The following is a 23239-nucleotide window of genomic DNA, read 5'->3' on the forward strand; positions in this document are numbered from 1 at the left end:
CATTATAATATTTTTGTATATTTGAGGTAAATAACATAAATGTATGAAAATATTAAAATTAGCACTATGCTGCTTGGCTTTGATCAGTATTTTTGGTTGTAAAAGCAGCGATGAAACAGAAACTGTAGAACAAATTACCAACGGTTCATCAGTCCCCGATATTTACAAAAAGATTTACGGTGCTTCAAGTATCACTTCAGATGGTACTTATGTTTATATAAAAACAACAGGAACACCAGATCATAAAAGTATTTATTACGCAACGAGCAACAGTTTGTATGAAAATTTTTCAGGAACGACCTTTGGTGGTTATACATTTTCTAAAAATCCAAACTCGATTTCAACAAAAAATTATACATTTAAAATTCCTATCAATCCTGTGATGGCTTCTGTTCATGCGGCAACACCTTTAGGCCCGATTGGGGTTTCACTCAATGGAGTTCCTTTTTTCAATCAGTATGCAGGTCCTAATCAACCTCTTTCCGGAGAGATTGCTTCTTTTGATCAATGGTGGGGACATCCTGCTCCGGGAGGTGACTATCATTATCATGTAGAACCCAAATATCTCACAACTGTAAAAGCTTCAAAATCAGCGCTTCTGGGTTTTCTTTTAGACGGTTTCCCTGTTTACGGGCCTGAAGAAAACGGTTCTGCAGTGGCGAGTGCTTCTCTGGATGCTTATCATGGTCATACAGCAGCTACGACAGATTATCCGGGCGGAATATATCACTATCATATTACAAGCACAGATCCTTATATAAACGGAAATGGATTTTATGGAACTGCGGGAACTGTTAGCAATTAATTCCATATTATTTCTTTTTTTAAGTTGTCGCTCAAACGATAATGAGAAATTGAAATCTTATAATTTCAACGAACTTCATTTGGAAAACAGGAATGGTTTAGTAGTAAATGATAACAAACCATTTTCCGGAATTATCTATTCATTTTATCCGAATACGAAAGATACTGCTGAAATAATGGGTTTCAAAAACGGAAAAGAACATTCTCAATGGAAAAGATTTTTTCTGAATGGAAAGCTCATGGAACAACGCTTTTTTAATAACGGAACGAAGGTAAAAACGTTAAAGCAATGGTGGGAAAATGGAAAGCCAAAATTGGCTTGTTCTTTTTTGAAGGGTGAAAACAATGGTGAGTTTAAAGAATGGAATGAAAGAGGACAGCTGATCAAAGCAATGCATTACAAACTTGGGCATGAAGATGGAAGTCAGAAACAATTTTACGACAACGGTAAGGTTAGGTCAAATTATGTAATGAAAAACGGAATCCGATATGGGTTATTAGGAACTAAAAATTGTGTGAATGTTACAGACAGTATTTTTCAGAAGTAGTTTTTGGGCTTTATTTATGATATTTTCTTGTACTGGTAACAAAGAAAGTTCTTTACCCTATTACAACACTCCCGATTTTAGCCCGCATTTTTTGTCTGAAAAAGAAGCTGAAAAAGAAATTACACATACAATAGGTTCGTTTTCATTTACCGATCAGGATAATAAAGCGGTAACCGATCAACTCATCAATCATAAAATACATATTGCCAGTTTTATTTTTACATCTTGCGGAAGTATTTGTCCGGTAATGATTAAAAATCTTGATATTTTAAGCAAAAAATATGAAAAAGATTCAGACGTTGTTTTGCTCTCTTTCTCTGTTACTCCGGAAATTGACACTCCGCAAAAGCTTAAAGATTTTAAAAAATCAAATAAAATAAACAATCCTAACTGGTATTTTTTAACAGGAAATAAAAATCAGATTTACAAACTGGCAAGAAAATCATACTTTGCCGAGGAAGATATTGGTTTTACGAAAGACAGCACCAATTTTCTTCATACAGAACATATAATTTTAGCAGATCAAAACAAAAAAATAAGAGGAATTTACAACGGAACACTGCAAACTGATATTCAACAGCTTATTAAAGATATTCAGGTTTTGAAAAATGATGAATAATAAAACTTAATATTTTATTAAATATAAATATTTGATCATTAAGATTCGTATATCTTTTGTAATTTAGCATCATGGAATTAAGCATTGGAGAAATGGCACTTATTGCCATTGCAATTGTAGTTTTGTTTGGTCCGGATAAACTGCCACAAATTGCTCGTGATCTTGGAGCAGGAGTGAGAAAAATGCGTGGAGCAGTAGACGATATCAAATCGGAAATTATGAAAGAAACAGACAATCCTGTTTCTGAAATAAAACGTGAGATTGAAAAAGTAAAAGATGCTGCCAAAGATTTTAATCCTATGAAAAATATCGAAGAAAATATTCTTAAAGAAGAATCATCAAACGCACAGGAAGCTCCAAAAGTAAAACCTGCAGATGATGAGACTTACGAAGGACCGGTAAGCCGATAATCATGGAGGAAATTATTCAGGAAGATAAAAATCTTTTTCTTTATCTCAACAATTTAGGCGATACTGCCTTTGATCCGTTTTGGACGATGATCTCAGAAAAATGGATCTGGATTCCGCTTTACGTGATTTTTCTGTACTTTCTTTATAAAAATTTTAAATTAAAATCTCTGCTCTACATTCTGTTGTTTGTTGCCATAGGAATTACGGTTTCAGACCAGATTTCGGGAATTTTCAAGTATGGTGTTGCCAGATTAAGACCATGTCATGATCCTACAATTTACGGATCGATGCGTATTGTAAATTGTGGCGGCTCGTTTGGGTTTTATTCTGCCCATGCTTCAAATGTCTTTTTTTTAGCAAGTTACCTTACTTTTTTATTGAAAGATAAAATTAAATGGTTTCCTTATGCTATATTTGTCTGGGCTGCAGTTGTATCTTACAGCCGTATATATTTAGGAGTACATTTCCCGATAGATATTTTGGTGGGGGCGTTTGTTGGAACTTTATTGGGAGGGCTTTTTGTTGTACTCGCAAAAAAAGTGATTAACAAACAAACCATAAATTTATGAAAAAACATTTACTCATTCTTAGTTTAGCCTTTACATCATTCAGCTTTTTGTCTGCTCAGAATAAAAAAACGGCAGAAGAATGTTTCAAAAAAGCAGATTACAAATGTGCTGAAGAGCAATATTCAAAATTGGTATTATCGGAGCATATTCAGAAATATCAGTCTGAATATTACATTAGTTTAGGAACTGCACAGAAAAGGCTGGGTAAAACAGCCGCAGCTTTTAAATCTTATGAATCGGCTTTAAAATCTAATCCTACATCTATTGCTGTTTACGAAAATCTTGCAGCATTACACAATCAGAAAGGAAATCGTGCTAAAGCTTTAGAATATGCAAATACCGGAGTGAAATTAGAGCCAGAAAATCCTGAAATTTATCTTATTCGTTCTAAAATTTACAATAATTTAGGTAAGAAAGATTTGGCAATGGCAGATTTAAAGCAAATCTTAACTTTTGCGCCGGACAATATCTATGCAAGAACCGGCTTAGCGACCCTAAAAAAAAATAGCGGTGATTTGGAAGGTGCATTAAAAGATTATAATCAAATGCTTTCTGAAAAACCAGAATCTTTATTATACAACGGCAGAGCCGATATTTATCTGAAAATGAAAAAATCAAAAGAAGCTTTAGCAGACATTAATAAAGCGATTTCTATTGATCCTAAATTTTCTCAGTCTTATGTCACAAAAGCAACAGTTTTATTTGAGACTGCAAAAGATAAAGAAGCCTGTGCAAGTTTGGATAAAGCGATTGCACTAGGTCATGAAAAAACTTTGCTGACAGAGTTTGAGGCAAAGTGCGCAAAAAAGTAGAAAGCAAATTTTATTGAAAAATAGAATCGTAAGATTCATCAATGTCATTGTAACAGATGGCATTTTTATTTAAATATTCAGGAAAAAATTAAATTCATGTTAAATATCGTTCTTGTAGAACCGGAAATCCCCAACAATACCGGAAATATCGGAAGACTTTGTGTAGGAACCGAAAGCAGATTACATCTTATTCACCCGTTTGGATTTATAATTGATGATAAGAATTTGAAACGTTCGGGATTAGATTATTGGGTTCATCTTGACGTTACAGAATATGAAAATGTAGATGAATGGATGAAAGTAATTCCTGATCTGTCAAGAGTTTTTTTAATGAGTTCACATGCCGAAAAATCTTACCTGGAAACTGATTTTCAGGATGGTGATTGGTTGGTTTTTGGGAAGGAGAGTAAAGGTTTGAGTAAAGAAGTGTTAGATCATTTTGAAAATCATTTAACGATTCCGATGTCTAAACTAATCAGAAGTTTTAATATTGCCAACTCTGTGGCTTTTGTTGTTGGTGAAGCCAAAAGACAGATGGGTTGTAATAAATTAAAATAGCTATTTGATTTTTATAGCAACGACATTGTAAATTCGTTAGATTTGTAAATTTGGAAAATACAAAACTTTTCAAACGGCTTAGTTGAAAAATATGATGAAAACTTTTATTCTTACATTCTTATTATTTCCTTTTTTCGCTTTTACGCAAATAAAAAAAGAACTCGAATTTGAAATAAAAAAGTATGATTCTTTATCTTTGATAGGTGATCCCAGAATGATAGAGAATTTTGATGAATCTGTATTGTTAAGATATAAAGTAGAAAAGTCAATTCTTTCAAAAGCGAATAAATCGGATTTAGTAAGTTACTATAAACAAGAAATTCCCTTTTCTTTCAGACAATTAATCATTCAAAAATTTTTCGATGATAATGATACAGCAACTGTTGTTCAACTTTTTAAAGCAACCATTGCAAGAAAAGATATATTAACAGAAAATCACACCATTAGAAATTTTGATCCGGAGGTTGGATCTATCATTTATAATGGAGAACTGTTTGAAAGATTAACATTAAATCCCAAAACGTATGAGAGTAGAGAAAGTGCTTTAAAAGATGAACTGTTAAATTTTATTTTTGCATCTGAACCATTAAATGAAAATTTATTGTCGAATATTCAGTATGCCATTCCTTTGAAAAAAGAATATTATGATGCAATAAAAAAATTAGTCAGAGATAAAAATTTCCCTTACCTTCTTACATATATAGCTAAATTTAAGAAACAGGAAGATATAGAATTTATTAAAAGTTTTGGCGACAAATCCTTCTTTGCGATACAGGAGTTTCCTGATGAGAAATTTATTCCATTTCTAGAGCAGTTTATTGAAAAATTTGCAGGTGATGAAGATTTTTTTGCGTACCAAAACTATCTGAGAACTGTTGCAGAATTTTGTAGCCCAAATGCGAAGATACTTGTTGAAAAAATATTTAATTCTGGTAATCCCAGAAGGAGTTTTTTAATTTCGCCTTTGAGTAGGAGTACTTATGATTCTAAAAACGAAGTATTTGTTGATCATTATTGCGAACTATATTATCCTTACATAAAAGAAGCCTGGGTAAATGATGGAGTACTGGATAATTATGTATTTGAAAATTACACAAAAAAAATTCTCAATAAAAATGATCTTGCAAGTTATTTATATAATGGATTTAAAAAAAATAAGATAAATGAATTTTCTGCAGGTGATATTGATAACGAAGAAGTTGAATTACCTAATCTTTATCAAGCGAATATCAAGTTTTTGAAAACCCTAAATAATCCAATGTATCAAGAGATTGTAAACAAATATATTTTGGAGCTGGATTTTTTGCAACACTTGGAGTTTTTCATAAAATTTCTTGATGACAGACAAGCAATTTTAAATGCTAAAGATGCTATAAAACTGAGGATTGATAAAGAAGAAAATTCTAATTATTTAATTTATACTGCAAAAACATTAAAACAATTTGATTATAAAGAGCTTTTCGATTATACAGTTGAAGCAATCAAAAAACTAAAACCTAAAGTTATGAAAGGAGATCACGATTACAGCAAAGAACAAATGAAAATTTTTGAAAAGCAATTTGATCTATCTTTATAATTTTTTTGACACAGACCAATATTTTAAATTAAAATATATTTTAATCATTATGATAAGGTTTCCCTTGAAGAATCTGATCTGCACGATAAATTTGTTCTATAATAAATAAACGAATCATCTGGTGTGTAAATGTCATTTTAGATAATGACATTTTTTCGTTGGCTCTGCTGTAAATTTCGTCTGCAAAACCATAAGCTCCACCAATCAGAATATGAATTTTTTTCACAGAAGAATTCATCCAGAAATCTATTTTCGCTGAAAATTCTCGGCTTGTAAACTGTTTTCCTTTTTCATCAAGAAGAATGACCAGATCATTTTTATCCATCTGATTTAAAAATAATTTTGCTTCCTCTTTTTTAAGAAGATCAGGTGAAAGGTTTTTGGCATTTTTTACATCCGGAATTTCAGTGATCTCAAAATTCCAGTGTTTTGGAAGTCGGGTGAGATAATAACTGATCAAAGAAGTAATTTCTTTGTCATCTGTCTTCCCGATACAAACTAAATTGATACGCATTTCTTATATTTGCTGAGCGCAAATATACTTTATGAATCTGAAAACTCCTAAATTCATCCTGAAAATTCGAGACTTCTTTGATAATATTCATATTCCTCTATTAGGAATATCACTATGGCAACTCTTTGAAATTTATTTTGCAGGAGTTTTTAAAGGTAAAATCGGAAAAAAAGCAGCCGCTATTTCGTGGAGTTTTACATTAAGTCTTTTCCCTTTTCTTTTGTTTTTGTTATCTGTAATTCCTTACATGCCGCATTATGACAAGCTTCAATTTTATATTTTCGAGGTTTTGATGCATAATATTTTCCCTTCAAATATTGAGGGTGACGTACGTGGGTATATAGTAGATAATATTATTCCAAACATGAAGGGTATCAGTAATTTAACGATATTGATTGCGTTAATTTTTGCAACCAACGGAACATTTTCATTAATCAATGGCTTTAATGAAAACTCCAAAGATAAACTTCCTGATGTTAAAGAATTTATATTGTCATTTTTTATTACTATTGGCTTTGTAACGATCATATTTCTGGCTCTTTTCGGAGTATATTATGCTGAAGTGGTTTTAAAAGATTTTTCTCCGGGATATAATCTTTCATGGCTGGTAAGAAACTTATCAAAAATAATAGGTTTTGTTTCTTTTCCTGTATTCTTTTTTCTGCTTTTAACGATGTTTTACTGGTTGGGAACTGTGAAAATTATCCGCTTCAGACAGGCAATTCCGGGAGGGATTCTTACAACGATTTTATTTATTGTTACCACTTATTTTTTTACTTTATACATAAAAAATGTCGCCCGGTACAATGTTTTATACGGGTCTATCGGAAGTATGATTCTTTTGATGATCTGGGTGAATGTGAATGTTTACCTTTTACTTTTCGGAAATGAATTAAATATGGCGTTAAGAAAATTAAGAATTGAAAAATTACTTTCAGATGAGATTGAAAAAGAGGCAGAAAATCAATCTGAAATTTCTGAACACAATCTTGAAAGTGATGAAGATCACAGAAGACCATTTAATGAAAAAAAAACTGAGTAATGAAAATTTTTATAAAAGCTGCCTTACTTTTTACTCTTTTTAACGGATTACAATCCTCCGATGAAATGATTGATCAAATTGATAAAAACAAAGAAGCACAAAACTATGTTTCGCCATACAGAGGAAATTACACAGGTATCTTTACCGGAGATTCTGCAGGTGAATTGATTATTAATGTAGCGAAAAAGGTTCTGTAAAAATTACAAGATCAAGCTTTGAATATGACCGAATTATACTTACTATACAGTACTCATTAATGCGTCTTTCAATTCAAACAAAAGCACCTTCCGGGTTTTACGTTATCGGAAATCTTAATTCTAAAACCGGGACTTGGGAAATGAAAGGTGCTAAAGGGAATTGGACGGTTAAAAGAAATTAATCTTCTTCTAATTCTTCATTTTTTGAACTTAAATGCAAAACCAGATATCCTGAAATTGCAGCAATCACTGAGGCAATCAATATCGCAAATTTCGCTTCATCCTGAAAATCAATTTCATTTTTAAAAGAAAGTAAGGCAATAAAAATCGACATCGTGAAGCCTATTCCGGCTAAAAGTCCGACTCCTATCATTTGATTCCAAGAACTGTTTTGGGGAAGCGAACTGATTTTTAATTTAATAGCAATCAAAGAAAAAAGGTTGATTCCAATCAGTTTTCCGAATACCAAACCGCCGATAATTCCTAATCCTAAGCTGCTGAACAATCCATCCGTCATATTATTACTAAAAGCAATATTGGTATTCGTTAAAGCAAAAATCGGCATAATTAAAAAGCTTACAGGAAAATGCAGCGAATGTTCGAGTTTTTCTAGTGGTGAGATGATGGTATCAGATTCATTGGTTGGTATTGTAAATGCCAGTAAAACTCCCGCAATTGTAGCGTGAATCCCGGAATGATGCAGGAAATACCATAAAAATATTCCCGGAATCAGATAGAAAATGAGTTTTTTGACTTTTAAAAAATTTAGGAGAACTAAAACCGCAACAATTCCAAGAGATAGTAAAAGATACATCCAGTGAATCTGTTCGGTATAAAAAATGGCAATCACTAAAATTGCTCCTAAATCATCCACAATTGCCAAAGCTGCAAGAAAAATTTTGAGTGAAGCTGGTACTTTTTTTCCTAACATGGAGATAATTGCCAAAGAAAAAGCAATATCTGTTGCCATCGGAATTCCCCAACCGTTGCTGTAATCTGTTTGTGAATTGAATGCGCTGTAAATTAATGCAGGAATCACCATTCCGCCAATTGCTGCAAAAATTGGTAATGAAGCATTTTTAAAAGACGAAAGCTCACCTTCCACAAGTTCCCTTTTAATTTCCAATCCTACCAACAGAAAGAAAACTGCCATCAAACCATCGTTAATCCAAGTGCTGACAGAATATTTCAGGTGTAAGTTCTCGAAGCCTAGCTGAAAATCTAAAAATTGCTGAAAACTATTTCCTAGAGAAGAATTAGCGATTAGTAAAGCGAAAGCGACACATAAAATCAATAAAATTCCTGATGACTGGCTACTTTCAAAAAACTTTTTAAAATAGATAGAAAGTTTCATTTATAATTTAGATTCGTTTAATTTTGGAAACTCCGTCTATTGCTTTTAATTTTTTAAACGTTTCTTCAAGCTGACCTTTATGTTTTACTTCTAAATTAATATTTCCTGTGAAAATACCGTTGTTAGACTCAATCGACATACTTTTCATATCCATTCCCATTGCGCCGCTGATAACGGTGGTTATATCATTGATCATTCCCATTCTGTCGAGGCCTTCAATCTCAATTTTGATACGGTTTTTGAAGCTTTCTTCATTTACCCACTTTGCAGGAATTACACGGTAATCGTATTGTGCGCGAAGATTGATTGCATTCGGACAATTGTCACTGTGAACTTTTATTCCCTCAGAAATTGTAATAAAACCGAAAATTTTATCGCCGGGAATCACCGTACAACATTTAGCATAGCTGTAATTCAGTTTTTCTTCATCTTTCCCGAAAACAATCATATTCAGATTTTGTTCTTTAGGCTCTTCGTAATGTTGATTTTTGTTCGGACTTCTTTTAAACCTGGAAAGTAGATTGTTAAACACATTTTTACTTTCAATGTATTTTCTTAAACTACTCGCGTCGAGCTCGTTTGTCTGGAATTTTAAAAATAATTCCTGTGAAGTTTTGAGATTGAAGAATTTCTGTAATTTATTAATTTCCTCATCATTAAAATTGATTTTTGCATGACGAAGTTTTCTCTGTAAGATCTCTTTTCCTTCTTCTACAAAAGAGTTTTTTTCTGAGTTTAAGTAACTCTTAATTTTTGATTTTGCTTTTGAAGTTGCCACAAAATCAAGCCAGTCAAACTTTGGTTTTTGGTTTTGAGAAGAAAGAATATCTACCTGATCTCCGTTTTGAAGAATATAAGAGATGGGAACTAATTTTCCGTTGATTTTTGCACCTAAGCATTTCATTCCCAGATCGGTATGAACAGAAAACGCAAAGTCAAGCGCCGTTGAATTTGTCGGCAGAATTTTAATTTCACCTTTCGGAGTAAATACAAAAACTTCTTTCGAATAAAGGTTTAATTTAATATTATCTAAAAGTTCAGAAGTCGATAAGTTTTGCTGTTGTTCGAGAACATCCCGAATTTCGGTTACCCATTTTTCAAAATTTCTGTCATCATTGCTCTGTTTATACCCTTCTTTGTATTTGTAATGGGCAGCAACGCCTTTTTCGGCAATATCATCCATTCTTTCGGATCGGATCTGTACTTCAATCCATTTTTTGTCGGGACCTAGAACTGTTAAATGTAAACTTTCATAGCCTGTAGAACGGGGTTGCGTGATCCAGTCGCGCATTCTTGAAGGATTACTGTGATAAACATCCGTTACAATCGAATATATTTTCCAGGCAAGAAATTTCTCGTTTTTTGCATCAGATTTATAGATAATTCGGATAGCATAATTATCAAAAACCTCTTCAAAAGAAACACCCTGCTTCAGCATTTTTCTATAGATAGAAGAAATTGCTTTGGCACGGCCTTTAATACTCGTATTTAAACCTTCATCTTTCAGTCTTTCAGAAACTTCTTTTGTAAACTCGTCAATATAACGAATTCGGTTATCTTTCGCTAATTCAAGTTTTTCTGTAATTTCATTGTAAACATCTGGATTATTATACTTTAATGATAAATCTTCAAGCTCAGATTTTATATTGTATAATCCCAACCGGTGAGCCATCGGAGCATAAATATAGACCGTTTCAGAAGCAATTTTTTTCTGTTTATCGGGTGCCATACTGTCCAAAGTTCGCATGTTATGAAGTCGGTCGGCAATTTTTATAAGAATCACTCTGAAATCTTCGGAAAGCGTCAGTAATAATTTTCTGTAATTTTCAGACTGTACAGAAATGTTCTGATGATTCATAATAGAAATCTTCGTCAATCCGTTCACAATACCTGCAATTCTTTCCCCAAAAATCTTTTTTAGATCTTCATAAGTATAATCTGAATCTTCAATTACATCATGCAAAAGCGCACAGGCAATAGAATTTGCTCCTAAACCAATTTCTTTAGCGACAATTTTCGCCACTGCGATAGGATGGTAAATGTAAGGTTCACCAGACTTTCTTCTTTGGTCTTTGTGTGCATCAAGAGCAATATCAAAAGCCTTTCGGATGAGTTTATTATTTTCTTCATCCAAAGTTCTGTATGTATTAGAAATCAGGTCTTTATACCTCGCTAAGATTTCTTTATTTTCTTGTTCCAAGTCGTAACTCATCTGTGTAAAAGGCTTTATTTAAACGAAAATACGAAAATTTTTATGATTTGTCGGTTGATAAAATAAAAAATCCGCAGAAAGAAAATCTGCGGATTCGGTTACAAGTTTTTATTTAGTTTTTAAGCTTTCACTTCAGAGTTCATTCCGTCATGTTGAACTTTAATTTTAACATCCGGACTGCTGTGAATTTCAGCTTTGCTTCTCGCATCAATCAATCTTTTCAGATTACTGTAGGAAGCCTGATCAATGCTCATGTTTTCAAATAGGTAAGTTTTATGTACATGGTTTTCAGAAAATACGTGCCTCAATTTATCGGTCATATCTCTGTTTTTTATTTCTACACTCGCCAAATACTGGGAGTTATGATGATCGTCACTAAGATATACAATGTACTCAGAATCTAAAAAACCTAAATTCTCAATTTCGTTTTCGAGTTTTTTGTAATCGCTGTTTGCTCCAAATAATCCTGCTAAAATGCTCGACATAGTAATTTGTTTTGGTTATCTAAAGATAGAAATATTTTAGTAATATTTGGTAAAAATTTAATAATATTATAAATATTTTATTTTATCTATAATTATTTATATAAAATTAAGAGACTGTCTATTGTTTGTTATGGTTAATAAAAAACTCTGAACCTAAGCTCAGAGTTTCAAAATTATAAGATAATAATGAATAGTTTTAATTTAATCTCTCATTCTTAATTTCCTCCACAATCTCAGGATTCAACAGAGTGGAAGTATCGCCGAAATTTGAGAAGTCGCCTTCTGCAATTTTTCTTAAAATTCTTCGCATAATCTTTCCTGAACGGGTTTTCGGAAGCCCGGAAACGAACTGAATTTTGTCCAGTTTAGCAATCGGGCCAATCTGATCTGAAATGAGCTGATTAATTTCTTTCACTAAATTTTCCTGCTTTCTGTCTGATCCTGAATCTTTTAAAATCACAAAACCATACAAAGCACTCCCTTTAATGTCGTGTGGAAATCCTACAATTGCAGATTCTGCAACGGCTGGATGTTCATTAATGCTGTCTTCAATTGGAGCAGTTCCCAAATTATGTCCGGAAACAATTACCACATCATCTACACGCCCTGTAATTCTGTAATAACCTACTTCATCTCTTAAAGCACCGTCACCAGTGAAATATTTCCCTGGAAATGCTGAGAAATAAGTTTCTTTATATCTTTGATGATCGCCCCAAATCGTTCTCGCAATTCCCGGCCATGGAAAACGGATGCAAAGATTTCCTGTCACCTGATTTCCTGTGATTTCGTTACGCTTATCATCCATCAACACAGGCTGAATTCCCGGTAAAGGAAGCGTTGCATACGTTGGTTTTGTGGGAGTCACAAACGGAATAGGAGAGATCATAATTCCACCCGTTTCTGTTTGCCACCATGTATCAACAATCGGGCATTTTTTTCTTCCGACATGATCGTTAAACCAATGCCAAGCTTCATCATTAATCGGTTCTCCAACAGATCCAATTACTCTCAATGAACTCAAATCATGTTTATCCACCCATTCTGCGCTTTCTTTAGCCAAAGATCGAATGGCAGTCGGAGCTGTATAAAACTGGGTCACTTTATGTTTTTCAATAACTTCCCAAAATCTATCCGGTTCAGGATAAGTGGGAACTCCTTCGAAAATTACGGTTGTTGCTCCATTCAATAACGGACCGTAAAGAATGTAAGAATGCCCTGTAATCCAGCCAATATCTGCAGTACACCAATAAATATCGTTTTCCTGATAATTAAAAACATTTTTGAATGTGTAAGCCGAATAAACCATGTAACCGGCGCAAGTATGAAGCATCCCTTTCGGTTTACCTGTAGAACCTGAAGTATACAGAATAAACAAAGGATCTTCAGCATCCATGATGATGGTGACGAAGTCTGCAGAAGCTTTTTGGTAAAGTTCTTCCATCCAGAAATCTCTGCCTTTCTTCATTTTCACTTCGTTGTGGGTTCTTTTTACCACCAAAGTTTTTTCTACCGTCGGACATTTTTCTAAAGCTTCATCAATAATTGATTTTAGATCTAAAACCTTATTTCCTCTGTAACTTCCGTCTGAAGTAATTAAGAGCTTTGCACCACAGTCATTCACTCTGGAAACTACTGCAGATGCCGAAAATCCTGCAAAAATAACAGAATGAACGGCTCCTAATTTTGCACAGGCCAACATTGTAACTGCCAATTCTGGAATCATCGGAAGATAGATGCAGACTCTGTCGCCTTTTTCTATGCCCATTTCCCTCAATACATTGGCTGTTTTGTTGACTCTTTCATACAATTCGTTGTAAGAAATATGCTGTGCTTCTTCTTTCGGATCGTTGGGTTCCCAGATAATTGCGGTTTTTTCGCCTCGCACCGATAAATGTCTGTCGAGACAGTTTTTTGTGATATTTAATTTAGCATCTTTAAACCATGTGATTTTTGCCTCATTCATATCATATTTTACCACTTTACTCCATCTTTGATACCAGACGAAATTCTGATCGGCAACTTTGTCCCAGAATTTTTTAGGGTTTTTGATGGATTTTTTATACTCTTCAAAGTAGTGTGGTAAATCTTCGATCACGTAATTTCTCATACTTTTTATTTTTAGAATTTATTAAATTATTATTTGTTTTGATTTAAATTGCTGATCTTTAATGCAAGGTTCACAAAGTTTTTTGTAATAATCTTACTGCATATTTTCTGTTCGCAAGGGCGTTTCACTCAGCAAGGGCTTTATAATTTTAGTTCCATTATTGGTAAAAATCTGTCTTTTATTGATGTTTCTATTTGTCCGGTTTTTATGAAGCCGAAACGTTCGTAAAATTTTTCTGCGTTTGGATCAGCTTCGAGAGTGATATTTTTAATTTTCAATTCTTTTATTTTGTTTAAAAAATCAGTCATTAAAATTTTTCCAAATCCTTTTCCGACATATTCAGGTAAAATAAATAAGTTATCCAATTTTACATGATTATTTTCTTCAATGAAATAAGAATAATATCCAACAACCGACTTTTCAACAATTAATTTATAAACTTCATTTTTTTTAATATAATCTTTTGTTATCGTTAAATCTTCCGCCCAACTTTCCATTTGTTCTTTTGAATATCCCCAATATGCTTTTGACAGTTTTGTGATGTTTGTTAAAACTTCATTATCAGAAGGAGTTGCTTTAATTATTTCCATTTTTAAAACAATTTAAAAACCTCTGTATTCTTTAATTTTCATTTGAATTTCCTCAATAATTTTCTCATCATCAATGGTTGATGGGATCTGAAATTCTTTACCATCAATTATGGTTCGAATCAATTTTCTTAAAATCTTTCCTGAACGTGTTTTTGGCAATCTTTTTACCACCATTACAGATTTCAGAAAAGCAACAGCGCCAATTTTTTCTCTTACACTTTGAATGATTTCTTTTTCAACATCTTCTTCGGAAATTTCAGAACCGTTTTTCAAAACAATGGTTGCAAAAGGAACCTGTCCGCGTAAATCATCATCAATTCCAACAACCGCACATTCGGCGACATCGGGATGTGAAGAAACAATTTCTTCCATTTCGGAGGTTGAAAGCCGGTGTCCTGCGACATTGATCACATCATCCACTCTTCCTGTGATAAAAATATAGCCGTCTTCATCTTTTATCGCTCCGTCTCCTGAAAAATAATAACCTTTGAATTGAGATAAATAGCTTTTTTCAAAACGTTCATAATCATTCCAGATTCCTAACATTGCGCCGGGAGGAAGCGGAAGTTTGATGACTAAATAACCTTCTTTATGTTCGCTTAATTCCAATCCGTTTTCATCAAAAATTTTAATATCATAACCGGGAGTTGGTTTTCCTGCGGAAGCCCTTTTGATTTTATAATCTTCGTTAAAAGTGAGTAAACCCAACATTGGCGAACCGGATTCTGTCTGCCACCAATGATCGATTGCGGGAACTCCGATATGTTCCTGAAACCAGTCTAAAGTCGCCACATCACATCTTTCTCCCGCCAAAAACTGTTTTTTAAAATGACTTAAATCGTATTTTTTTACCAGTTCACCGTTCGGATCTTCTTTTTTAATTGCGCGAATTGCTGTCGGAGCCGTAAACATAGCCGAAACTTTATGCTCAGAAATAATTCGCCAGAAAGTTCCTGCATCGGGAGTCATGATGGGTTTTCCTTCGAAAATAATGGTTGTATTTCTGTTGATTAAAGGTCCGTAAACCGTAAAACTGTGACCGACTGCCCATCCAAAATCGGAAGCTGCCCAAAAAGTTTTGTCTTGCTCAATTCCATAAGTATATTTCATCGAAAACTTCAAAGCTGTAGCGTAACCACCTGTATCTCTTGTGATTCCTTTCGGTTTTCCCGTTGTTCCCGATGTGTATAATAAATATAATGGATGATTGGATTCTAAGGAAACACAATCTGCAGGTTCTGATTTAGAAACCAATTCTTCATAATCAATAATCCCATCGAACATTTCGGTCTGATTATCAACCAATTTTCTGTTGAAAACGATAATATTCTCGACTTTATTCTGAGCAAGTTCAATCGCTTTTTCTACCAATGGCAAATAAGGAATTCTTTTGGCAATTTCAATTCCTGCGGTGGCTGTAATTAAAGCTTTCGGTTCACAGTCATCGATTCTCACGACCAGTTCGTGCGGCGCAAAACCTCCGAAAACCACATTGTGAATCACGCCAATTCTGGCACAAGCCAACATCGCAAATAGCGTTTGCGGAATCATCGGCATATAAACTACGGTGGTGTCGCCTTTCTTTAAACCTAAAGAAACCAATCCACCTGCTAATTTTGAAATCTCAATTTTTGCCTGATTGTATGTATATTTTATTTTTTGATTGGTCACCGGAGAATCATAGATAATAGCAATTTCGTCCCCAAAACCGTCTTCAATATGTTTGTCGATGCAGAGGTAAGACATATTCAGTTTTCCGTCTGTAAACCATTGGGTATAATTATTTTCGTCCTTTGAAATAATTGTTTTGGGAAATTCAAACCACGAAATTTCCTGAGCCTGTTCTTTCCAGAACTGCTCTTTGTTTTCTATGCTTTGTTTAAATAAATCGTCTGTGCTCATATTTTTGTTTTTTAAACACGAATTGCACTAATTTTTTTTCACAAATAACACTAAGAGGTTGTGTTATTCGTCCAATCTATTTGTGATATTTGTGTTTGGTTTATGCTAAAAGTTCCTCAATCTGCTGAATGAGTTTTTTAATTGAATAAGGTTTTGTCACATACGCATCAGCTCCCATTTCAAGGCCTTTTTCAATGTCTTTCGGGTTGTTTTTGGCACTTAGAAAAAGAACTTTTGTATTGTTCAGTTTTTTATCTTTTTTAATTTCTTCCAAAGTGCTGTACCCGTCGAGATTGGGCATCATAATATCGAGTAAAATGACATCCGGAGTAATTGTTTTCAAAAATTCTAAAACTTCAGTTCCGTCTCTGGCGATGAAAACTTCATACCCTATTTTCCTGAAACTGTATTCCAGAGACATCAGGATTTTATGCTCGTCATCCGCAATTAATATTTTTTTCATTGTGTATTTTCTTTATTCAACTTCATTGTTTATTTCTTTTGAGAAGAATCCGAAGGATTCAATTTCAGTTACTCATATTGAACCCTTTCGAGTTCATCGTTTGATGCGATATTTATTTTTGGCAAAGTGATCGTAAAAGTCACTCCTAATCCGCTGTTTTCTGCTTTTATTTTTCCTTTGTGAGCTTCAATAATTTTTTTTGAAATGGCTAATCCGAGTCCGCTTCCGATGGGTTTCAATATGTTTTGATTTTTAGACTGATAAAATTTATGAAAAATCATTTCTAAATCTTCCTCAGGAATATTTTTTCCTGTGTTGAAAATTTTGATAATTAAATCATTGTCTTTTTCTGAAAATTTGGCTTGAATTGTTCCTTGGTCTTCCGTAAATTTCAAAGCATTTCCTAAAATATTTTGGAATAACTGGATAAATCGGGCTTCATCATATTCATAAAAGTAATGATTCAATAAATCAACTTCGCTTATGTGGATGAATTTTTGCTGAATTAAATGTAGAATAGGATTAAGGGCTTTTTTATAACTTTCAATAATGTTATTTTCCTTAATATTTAAAGTAATTTCGCCGTGCTGCAGTTTGTCTAAATATAAAATATCATTGATAATCTCGCTTAAACGATCAGATTCTGTGATAATGTTGTTTAAAAATTCACGTTTGATATCTAGGGGAATATCATCGTCATCCGCCAGAATTTCTCCTGCTGAACGGATTGCTGTAATGGGAGTTCTTAATTCATGCGCAACAGAATCTAAAAAGTCATCTTTCTGTCGGTCTTTTACAATTAAGTTTTCGTTGGCAACGGTGAGATCATTAGAAAGTTGCTTTAGTTCCTTAGATTTTTCGGTTAATTTTTTATTTAATGAGATATTTTCTTTCGATTCTTCCAAAATATTTAAAACTTCTTTCAATGAGATTTTATCTTCTTTGGTAACGCCTTCAATCAGGATTTTTGCAGAAGCAGTTCCGATTCTTCCTGCCAAAAGGTTTTCAGAAAATTTAATAAATCTTGAATCAGCGGTTTCAGTCTGAGTATCAATACTGTATTTAATATTGAAAATTCTCATTGCCTGTTCGGTTTTCTTTTTGCCTAAAAAACGTTCCAGAATATTTTGAATATCAGAAACATAAGCTGTTCCTCGCCAAATGAATGCATTTTCGTGATTTTGAATGTATTTGTCGATATCAACGTATAATTCGGCAAAATTTCTTTCACGGTAATTACCTTTCATGCTTACGGAAAGGATGGTAAACAGGGCAGTATTCACTAAAATCGACCAAAAGAAAATTTCAGGAATTCTGTCTAAAAAAGTAATATCGAAAAACTGAAAAACATCATACATTTCTCGCAGAATTCCTTTTAATTCAGAATTATAAGAGAAATAATACTGCGGAATGATTAATCCAAAATAGCAGATAATTAAACCTGCAAAAAGTCCGATCACTGCACCTTTATAGCTTCCTCTTCTCCAGAATATCGCTCCGAAAAATGAAGGTGCCAATTGAGCAATCACAACAAATGAAATTAAACCAACCGAATCTAAAGAAGTTTTTAAAATAAAATATTTGTAGAAAGCAAAAGCTAAAATAATTAATCCAAAAATCGAAAATTTACGGATGTTGGTGATATTTCTTGTGTTTTTAATCTCATTTTCTGCTTTAAATTTTCCTAATAATCCGTAAGGAATAATTAAATTATTAGAAAGCATGATGGATAGTGTAATCGCGGAAATAATAATCATCGAAATACAAGAACTTAATCCACCTAAAAAAACCAAAACGGTAATCAAAGTATTATCAAAATACTGTGGAATCAGAATAGAGTAGAATTCGGGATTTACATTTTGACCTTCAAAAATCAATCTTCCGCCCCAAGCGATTGGAAAGATAAAAATGGTGAATATTAAAAGATACAATGGGAAAAACCAAATCGCTGTTTTGATATGTTTTTCCTGTCTGTTTTCAACAATGGCAGTATGAAACTGTCGTGGCAAAATACAAATAGCCGTTCCGGAAATCATGCAGAGAACCATCCAGTTCATCGCACCTTCAATTCCGTTAAATGTATTTTTTGCTTTGAAATCTGAAAATTTACTGGCTTTTTGGTACAAATCTGAAAATCCGTCAAATGCAAAATAAATAACGAATAATCCTAAAATAATAATGAAAAACAATTTTAAAAAACTCTCCAAGGCAATCGCTGAAATTATCCCTAAACGTTTTTCGGAAGCATCAACATACTTTGTACCGTAATATGATGAAAATACGGCAATAAGAATCACAACAAACGTTGCATTATCCGTAAAAATATTCTTTGAAATTGCTGTTTCTGTCACCAGGTGAAAAGTCTCTGAAATTGCTTTAATCTGTAAACCAATGTAAGGGACAATCGCAAAAATGCAAACCAAAGTAATAATAGCACTGAAACTTCTGCTGTTTCCATATCTTAAAGAAATGAAATCTGCCAAACTACTGATTTTATTTACTCTTGAAATACGAACAATTCTTGTATTAATGTAAATCCAGGCAGGAATTACGATAATTGGGCCAATGTAGATCGTTAAATAATTAAGTCCGCTTGTTGCTGCAACGCCGATACTTCCATAGTACGTCCATGCTGTACAATAGACAGCCAAAGACAAAGCATAGATGTAAGGATTATTAATCCACAACTTACTTTTTTTCTTCTCTGCTAAATGGGCAACTAAGAACAAAAGTGCGAGGTAAATTAAAACAACGACAAATAATGCGAAACTACTCATCATATTTTTTTACAATTACAAAAGAGATCATGATGGAAACCATCCAAACCGAAAACAAATAAACAAGAATCATCGGGTAACCAAAAACTTCTTTTTCACTGTTGAAAAGCAATGCAATGGGAATACTGAAAGCAATAAGTAAACCTACGCTCAGAATAATCAGTTTTTGTTCGTGACGCTTTTTCATGATTGATGAATGATTGTTGATAAACGATAATTGATGAACAGGATCATTCATCAATTATCAATTTATCGCTTATAATTTATTTCTTGTCATCCGAGTATTCTCCGGTTAAAGAATAATATCCGAAGATTGCCATTCCGCCGGAAACAATCGGTACCAATACGAAAAGTATGATGATTCCGAATACAAGGTCTTCCTGTTTTCCTGACATTAGTTTCGGAACGCCCATTACTGTTATTCCCAGATACGCCACCGCAAGTGCGATCAAGATCCAGACAATGCCTAATATTTTTTTTAATCCGTCCATTTTGTTAGATTTAAAATTAATAATTTTTAAGTGAATACGCCTATTAATCGTGGATATTATTATTCTTATTTTTAAGATAAATCAATCCGATGACTAAACAGACTGCTGCAACTCCGATAGGATACCAAAGTCCTTCCAGATACCAGGTTGCATGACCCGCATCTTTTCCCTGAGTGACCAGATAAGTTGCTACGGCAGGAAGCAATCCTCCAAACACGCCATTACCAATATGGTATGGTAAAGACATCGAGGTATAGCGAATTCTCACCGGGAACATTTCAACTAAAAATGCTGCAATCGGACCATAAACCATCGTTACAAAAATCACCTGAATGAAAACCAAGAATACCAAATACCATCTCGTATCATCGTTCAGTGTAATCGATGTGGATACTTTTGGTTCTTCCGCTTTTCCGTCTTTCATCACCGGACCAGATGCTGACCAATGAACGATGCTGTCTTTTTTCATTAAAGTTCCGTCTGTAAAAGAAGTTTCTTTGTGAAATGTAACTAAGCTGTCTGAAGCAATTGTTTTGTGAACTGCTGCAGTTCTCGTTTCTTTTATTCCGTTATCGGCAACGGTTTTTGCCTCGATATTGACACTTTTGTACATGCTGTCGTAGATTGGTCTGTACGCCAAAATTGCAACCAGCATTCCCGTCATCATAATCGCTTTTCTTCCGATTTTATCAGATAACCAGCCGAAAAATACAAAAAACGGTGTTCCCATCAATAAAGCTGTTGCCATCAAATAATCGACCTGCATCGAATTGATATTCATTACTTTCTGAAGGAAACTCATGGCGTAAAACTGACCTGTGTACCAGATTACACCTTGTCCCATCGCAGCTCCGAATAATGCCAACAAAACAAATTTGAAGTTAAATTTATTCCCGAAACTTTCTTTTAAAGGATTTTTTGAAGTTTTTCCTTCACTTTTAGCCTTTGCAAAAAGCGGAGACTCTTTCATATTTTTTCTGATGAAATAAGAAACCCCCACCATTAAAATTGAAATCCAAAACGGAACTCTCCATCCCCACGAATCAAAATCTTCAGCAGAAAGCGTGTTTTTAGTAATTAAAATGACAATTAATGAAATGAAAAGTCCTGCGGTTGCCGTTGTTTGAATCCATGAAGTCCAGTAACCTCTTCTGTGCGGTTGTGAGTATTCTGCCACATAAGTTGCTGCTCCTCCGTATTCTCCACCTAAAGCCAAACCTTGTAATAGTCTTAAGATTAAAACTAAAACCGGTGCCATAAATCCGATAGTTTCGTAACCGGGAATACATCCAATCAAAAACGTGGAGAATCCCATGATTAACAACGTTACCAAAAACGTGTATTTTCTTCCGATAATGTCTCCTAATCTTCCGAAAAATAAAGCTCCGAAAGGTCTTACGACAAATCCTGCGGCGAAAGTTGCCAAAGTAGATAAAAATGCTGCGGTAGGATTGTCTGCAGGGAAAAATTTTGTAGCTAAAACGATAGCCAGACTTCCGAAAATGTAGAAATCATACCATTCGATTAAAGTTCCGAGGGATGATGCGGTGATCACGCTCCAGATGGTGCGGTTTTTCTGCTTATCTGTCATATTCTCGTAAGCATTATGATGTTGTTCGCTCATATCACTAGATTTTTTTGTTTAAATTATTATAATGGAAATAGTCTTTTTTTAAAGATAAATTTGGAACTGTACAATAAATTCTCCTTTAGATTTAGGGTTTTCAGCAGGGCTTGTGTAAACCGGTCTTGTAGAATACTGTGTTGTAATTTTTGCGTGATGACCGTCTAAAAACCAGTTGGCTCCCACATCAAACTGCGATGAAGGTTTGTCAAATGCTTCAAAATCTTTGTAAGTATACGCTGCAAAAGGCTGAATTCTGATTTTCGGTTTTTCTGCCTGACTTGGAAGTAATAATCCAGCCTGAGCGTAAACAACATTTCCGGTTCCGATCATCGGCTGTAAATTTCCGGGACCTGCCAAAGCTCTTTGCCCTACAAAATTCGGGTCGTTGGCTGCGATATTCATCGTTCCTAAATTCCTGATGTAATTCGGACCAAAATTATAGTTAAAATATCCTGCATATGCAGAAACTGCCATCTTATTTTTAGCTTCACCTAAAGGAATATCGGCAAAAGCATCCACAGAAAGTAAAGTAATATCGTGTTTTTCTATGTTTGAATTGAGAGAAGTTCTTGTTCCTTCAGCCTGATGATAAAAACCAGCTCCAAGGTTGAAAACTTTTTTAGTTCCTAAGTAAGAACCTACTTTGAAAGGAAGGAGATTAGATTCTGTATCTAAAAACTGGTATTCAAAATAACCAGCTTTAGACCAATTTGGGTTTCCGTTGTTATCAACTGCCACCTCATTTCCCGGAATTAAAGTGTTGGCTGGAGTCAAATCTGTTGCGAATGGTTTGTTTAAACTCATTCGGTATTCAAATTTCCCGTATTTTCCTTTTGCGAACACGCCCATCTGTCTCGCAAACTGATCTGAATTATCAATCAATGGCCAGCTGAAAATCGGCGAATCTAAAGTCAGAAAGTTTAATGTAGAAGCCATTGTCATACGTGAAAGTCCCATGTAATAATGAAGTCCGCCTCCTAAAGTAAGACTGAATTTTCCTGCTTCACCGGGCATTATAACGGCATACTCGTTCCATGCATCGTGAAAGAAAAGCTGAGGTTTTTTGCCGTTTCCGTAACCACCTGTTCCGGTAGTTCCTGTTGCGCCACCATTAATAAAAGTTTGATTATTAATTCCAATATGCGTCATGATCATATAACGCTTGGTGATTTGAGCGTAAGCTAAAATACGTGCACGGCGATTTCCTAAATTCCATGTATTGTCGGTAGGTTCGCCTCCAACCATACTTCCGGGATTCATATCAGAGTTTCTGATCCAGAACTGATCCCAGAGAATAAATCTTACGTATTTATCTCCTTCAGGATTTATATTGATCTTTAGACCACCTCCGTAATCTGGAGAACCTTGTGAATATACAGAACTGCTGATTAAAGCTAATCCAATAAAACTTAATATTTTCTTCATAAATTATTAATTTTTTGGCTGTTATTTTGTGAAAGCCAAATTGTAATTAATAATTTACTTGTGAAAATTTAATATATATAAATGCTTACTATATAGTTATGAATTATAAATGATAATAATAAGTTAAAAAATTATCTTTATGTCAATTTAAAATTTT

The 23239-nt window shown here is 33.8% G+C and carries 23 protein-coding genes; 10 read left to right on the top strand and 13 right to left on the bottom strand.

All coding sequences use genetic code 11. The features are described 5' to 3' along the window. Positions 1 to 43 precede the first annotated feature (43 nt). The 8 genes from ACOOWA_RS04650 to ACOOWA_RS04685 all read left to right on the top strand — a co-directional run bounded on the left by ACOOWA_RS04650 (position 44) and on the right by ACOOWA_RS04685 (position 5896). On the top strand, positions 44 to 805 hold the full coding sequence (locus tag ACOOWA_RS04650; RefSeq protein ID WP_421373559.1) for a YHYH protein: 762 nt from the start codon (positions 44 to 46) through the stop codon (positions 803 to 805). 49 nt (positions 806 to 854) lie between these two features. After that, positions 855 to 1352, top strand: coding sequence for a toxin-antitoxin system YwqK family antitoxin (locus ACOOWA_RS04655; protein WP_421373561.1), 498 nt, complete (start codon positions 855 to 857; stop codon positions 1350 to 1352). Next, entirely contained in the window at positions 1324 to 1971 is a 648-nt protein-coding gene (locus ACOOWA_RS04660) for an SCO family protein (RefSeq protein WP_421373563.1), read from the top strand. Before ACOOWA_RS04655 ends, ACOOWA_RS04660 begins: the two co-directional genes overlap by 29 nt. Before the next feature lie 71 nt (positions 1972 to 2042). Continuing rightward, the gene (locus ACOOWA_RS04665) at positions 2043 to 2381 is read left to right on the top strand and encodes a Sec-independent protein translocase subunit TatA/TatB (protein WP_421373566.1); all 339 of its coding nucleotides are present in this window, start codon (positions 2043 to 2045) and stop codon (positions 2379 to 2381) included. Positions 2382 to 2383: 2 nt separating this feature from the next. Then, positions 2384 to 2950: a phosphatase PAP2 family protein gene (locus tag ACOOWA_RS04670; protein ID WP_421373568.1), complete on the top strand. Its 567-nt coding sequence runs from the start codon at positions 2384 to 2386 to the stop codon at positions 2948 to 2950. Further along, a complete protein-coding gene (locus ACOOWA_RS04675; protein WP_421373570.1) occupies positions 2947 to 3762 on the top strand; it encodes a tetratricopeptide repeat protein in 816 nt (271 codons plus the stop codon). Before ACOOWA_RS04670 ends, ACOOWA_RS04675 begins: the two co-directional genes overlap by 4 nt. Positions 3763 to 3858: 96 nt before the next feature. Then, positions 3859 to 4320 carry a tRNA (cytidine(34)-2'-O)-methyltransferase gene (locus tag ACOOWA_RS04680; RefSeq protein ID WP_421373572.1) on the top strand — a complete coding sequence of 154 codons (462 nt, stop codon included), beginning with the start codon at positions 3859 to 3861 and terminating at the stop codon, positions 4318 to 4320. 91 nt (positions 4321 to 4411) lie between these two features. After that, positions 4412 to 5896 (top strand): hypothetical protein, encoded by a 1485-nt coding sequence (locus ACOOWA_RS04685; protein ID WP_421373574.1) that lies wholly within the window; start codon positions 4412 to 4414, stop codon positions 5894 to 5896. A 40-nt stretch (positions 5897 to 5936) separates the two neighbouring features. Here ACOOWA_RS04685 and ACOOWA_RS04690 read toward each other — a convergent pair whose 3' ends face one another. After that, entirely contained in the window at positions 5937 to 6410 is a 474-nt protein-coding gene (locus ACOOWA_RS04690; protein ID WP_421373577.1) for a 23S rRNA (pseudouridine(1915)-N(3))-methyltransferase RlmH, read from the bottom strand. 31 nt (positions 6411 to 6441) lie between these two features. Between ACOOWA_RS04690 and ACOOWA_RS04695 the strand changes: the two genes are divergently transcribed. Then, positions 6442 to 7452 (top strand): YihY/virulence factor BrkB family protein, encoded by a 1011-nt coding sequence (locus tag ACOOWA_RS04695; protein WP_421373580.1) that lies wholly within the window; start codon positions 6442 to 6444, stop codon positions 7450 to 7452. Beyond that, positions 7452 to 7649 carry a hypothetical protein gene (locus tag ACOOWA_RS04700; protein ID WP_421373582.1) on the top strand — a complete coding sequence of 66 codons (198 nt, stop codon included), beginning with the start codon at positions 7452 to 7454 and terminating at the stop codon, positions 7647 to 7649. Before ACOOWA_RS04695 ends, ACOOWA_RS04700 begins: the two co-directional genes overlap by 1 nt. A 178-nt stretch (positions 7650 to 7827) precedes the next feature. Here the strand turns inward: ACOOWA_RS04700 and nhaA are convergent, their stop codons facing one another. The 12 genes from nhaA to ACOOWA_RS04760 form a co-directional block, all read right to left on the bottom strand. Beyond that, the gene (gene nhaA / locus ACOOWA_RS04705) at positions 7828 to 9003 is read right to left on the bottom strand and encodes a Na+/H+ antiporter NhaA (protein WP_421373584.1); all 1176 of its coding nucleotides are present in this window, start codon (positions 9001 to 9003) and stop codon (positions 7828 to 7830) included. A gap of 7 nt (positions 9004 to 9010) precedes the next feature. After that, a complete protein-coding gene (locus tag ACOOWA_RS04710) occupies positions 9011 to 11215 on the bottom strand; it encodes a RelA/SpoT family protein (protein ID WP_421373586.1) in 2205 nt (734 codons plus the stop codon). 119 nt (positions 11216 to 11334) lie between these two features. Then, on the bottom strand, positions 11335 to 11700 hold the full coding sequence (locus ACOOWA_RS04715; RefSeq protein ID WP_421373588.1) for a hypothetical protein: 366 nt from the start codon (positions 11698 to 11700) through the stop codon (positions 11335 to 11337). Positions 11701 to 11896: 196 nt separating this feature from the next. Continuing rightward, the gene (gene acs / locus ACOOWA_RS04720; RefSeq protein WP_421373590.1) at positions 11897 to 13807 is read right to left on the bottom strand and encodes an acetate--CoA ligase; all 1911 of its coding nucleotides are present in this window, start codon (positions 13805 to 13807) and stop codon (positions 11897 to 11899) included. 140 nt (positions 13808 to 13947) lie between these two features. Beyond that, positions 13948 to 14397, bottom strand: a complete 450-nt coding sequence (locus ACOOWA_RS04725; protein WP_421373593.1) for a GNAT family N-acetyltransferase — start codon at positions 14395 to 14397, stop codon at positions 13948 to 13950. A 12-nt stretch (positions 14398 to 14409) separates the two neighbouring features. Beyond that, positions 14410 to 16299, bottom strand: coding sequence for an AMP-binding protein (locus tag ACOOWA_RS04730; protein ID WP_421373594.1), 1890 nt, complete (start codon positions 16297 to 16299; stop codon positions 14410 to 14412). 100 nt (positions 16300 to 16399) lie between these two features. Then, positions 16400 to 16762, bottom strand: a complete 363-nt coding sequence (locus ACOOWA_RS04735; protein WP_421373595.1) for a response regulator transcription factor — start codon at positions 16760 to 16762, stop codon at positions 16400 to 16402. A 68-nt stretch (positions 16763 to 16830) separates the two neighbouring features. Then, positions 16831 to 19539 (bottom strand): ATP-binding protein, encoded by a 2709-nt coding sequence (locus ACOOWA_RS04740; protein ID WP_421374652.1) that lies wholly within the window; start codon positions 19537 to 19539, stop codon positions 16831 to 16833. Further along, positions 19532 to 19777 carry a hypothetical protein gene (locus ACOOWA_RS04745; RefSeq protein WP_421373597.1) on the bottom strand — a complete coding sequence of 82 codons (246 nt, stop codon included), beginning with the start codon at positions 19775 to 19777 and terminating at the stop codon, positions 19532 to 19534. Before ACOOWA_RS04745 ends, ACOOWA_RS04740 begins: the two co-directional genes overlap by 8 nt. A gap of 25 nt (positions 19778 to 19802) precedes the next feature. Then, on the bottom strand, positions 19803 to 20030 hold the full coding sequence (locus tag ACOOWA_RS04750; protein ID WP_421373598.1) for a DUF6814 family protein: 228 nt from the start codon (positions 20028 to 20030) through the stop codon (positions 19803 to 19805). Between the two features lie 43 nt (positions 20031 to 20073). After that, on the bottom strand, positions 20074 to 21654 hold the full coding sequence (locus ACOOWA_RS04755; protein ID WP_421373599.1) for an MFS transporter: 1581 nt from the start codon (positions 21652 to 21654) through the stop codon (positions 20074 to 20076). A 48-nt stretch (positions 21655 to 21702) separates the two neighbouring features. Beyond that, positions 21703 to 23082, bottom strand: coding sequence for a porin (locus ACOOWA_RS04760; protein WP_421373601.1), 1380 nt, complete (start codon positions 23080 to 23082; stop codon positions 21703 to 21705). Positions 23083 to 23239: the final 157 nt, after the last annotated feature.

The organism is Chryseobacterium sp. GP-SGM7 (assembly GCF_049166575.1).
Taxonomy (GTDB): Bacteria; Bacteroidota; Bacteroidia; order Flavobacteriales; family Weeksellaceae; genus Chryseobacterium.

Bases quoted from the DNA above. Each gene is read 5' to 3' on its own strand.
- nhaA (WP_421373584.1), bottom strand. From the start codon at position 9,003: ATGAAACTTTCTATCTATTTTAAAAAGTTTTTTGAAAGTAGCCAGTCA.
- ACOOWA_RS04680 (WP_421373572.1), top strand. From the start codon at position 3,859: ATGTTAAATATCGTTCTTGTAGAACCGGAAATCCCCAACAATACCGGA.
- ACOOWA_RS04690 (WP_421373577.1), bottom strand. From the start codon at position 6,410: ATGCGTATCAATTTAGTTTGTATCGGGAAGACAGATGACAAAGAAATT.
- ACOOWA_RS04660 (WP_421373563.1), top strand. From the start codon at position 1,324: ATGTTACAGACAGTATTTTTCAGAAGTAGTTTTTGGGCTTTATTTATG.
- ACOOWA_RS04740 (WP_421374652.1), bottom strand. From the start codon at position 19,539: ATGAGTAGTTTCGCATTATTTGTCGTTGTTTTAATTTACCTCGCACTT.
- ACOOWA_RS04725 (WP_421373593.1), bottom strand. From the start codon at position 14,397: ATGGAAATAATTAAAGCAACTCCTTCTGATAATGAAGTTTTAACAAAC.
- ACOOWA_RS04715 (WP_421373588.1), bottom strand. From the start codon at position 11,700: ATGTCGAGCATTTTAGCAGGATTATTTGGAGCAAACAGCGATTACAAA.
- ACOOWA_RS04750 (WP_421373598.1), bottom strand. From the start codon at position 20,030: ATGGACGGATTAAAAAAAATATTAGGCATTGTCTGGATCTTGATCGCA.
- ACOOWA_RS04710 (WP_421373586.1), bottom strand. From the start codon at position 11,215: ATGAGTTACGACTTGGAACAAGAAAATAAAGAAATCTTAGCGAGGTAT.
- ACOOWA_RS04695 (WP_421373580.1), top strand. From the start codon at position 6,442: ATGAATCTGAAAACTCCTAAATTCATCCTGAAAATTCGAGACTTCTTT.
- ACOOWA_RS04650 (WP_421373559.1), top strand. From the start codon at position 44: ATGAAAATATTAAAATTAGCACTATGCTGCTTGGCTTTGATCAGTATT.
- acs (WP_421373590.1), bottom strand. From the start codon at position 13,807: ATGAGAAATTACGTGATCGAAGATTTACCACACTACTTTGAAGAGTAT.
- ACOOWA_RS04685 (WP_421373574.1), top strand. From the start codon at position 4,412: ATGATGAAAACTTTTATTCTTACATTCTTATTATTTCCTTTTTTCGCT.
- ACOOWA_RS04730 (WP_421373594.1), bottom strand. From the start codon at position 16,299: ATGAGCACAGACGATTTATTTAAACAAAGCATAGAAAACAAAGAGCAG.
- ACOOWA_RS04700 (WP_421373582.1), top strand. From the start codon at position 7,452: ATGAAAATTTTTATAAAAGCTGCCTTACTTTTTACTCTTTTTAACGGA.
- ACOOWA_RS04670 (WP_421373568.1), top strand. From the start codon at position 2,384: ATGGAGGAAATTATTCAGGAAGATAAAAATCTTTTTCTTTATCTCAAC.
- ACOOWA_RS04760 (WP_421373601.1), bottom strand. From the start codon at position 23,082: ATGAAGAAAATATTAAGTTTTATTGGATTAGCTTTAATCAGCAGTTCT.
- ACOOWA_RS04735 (WP_421373595.1), bottom strand. From the start codon at position 16,762: ATGAAAAAAATATTAATTGCGGATGACGAGCATAAAATCCTGATGTCT.
- ACOOWA_RS04665 (WP_421373566.1), top strand. From the start codon at position 2,043: ATGGAATTAAGCATTGGAGAAATGGCACTTATTGCCATTGCAATTGTA.
- ACOOWA_RS04755 (WP_421373599.1), bottom strand. From the start codon at position 21,654: ATGAGCGAACAACATCATAATGCTTACGAGAATATGACAGATAAGCAG.
- ACOOWA_RS04745 (WP_421373597.1), bottom strand. From the start codon at position 19,777: ATGAATGATCCTGTTCATCAATTATCGTTTATCAACAATCATTCATCA.
- ACOOWA_RS04675 (WP_421373570.1), top strand. From the start codon at position 2,947: ATGAAAAAACATTTACTCATTCTTAGTTTAGCCTTTACATCATTCAGC.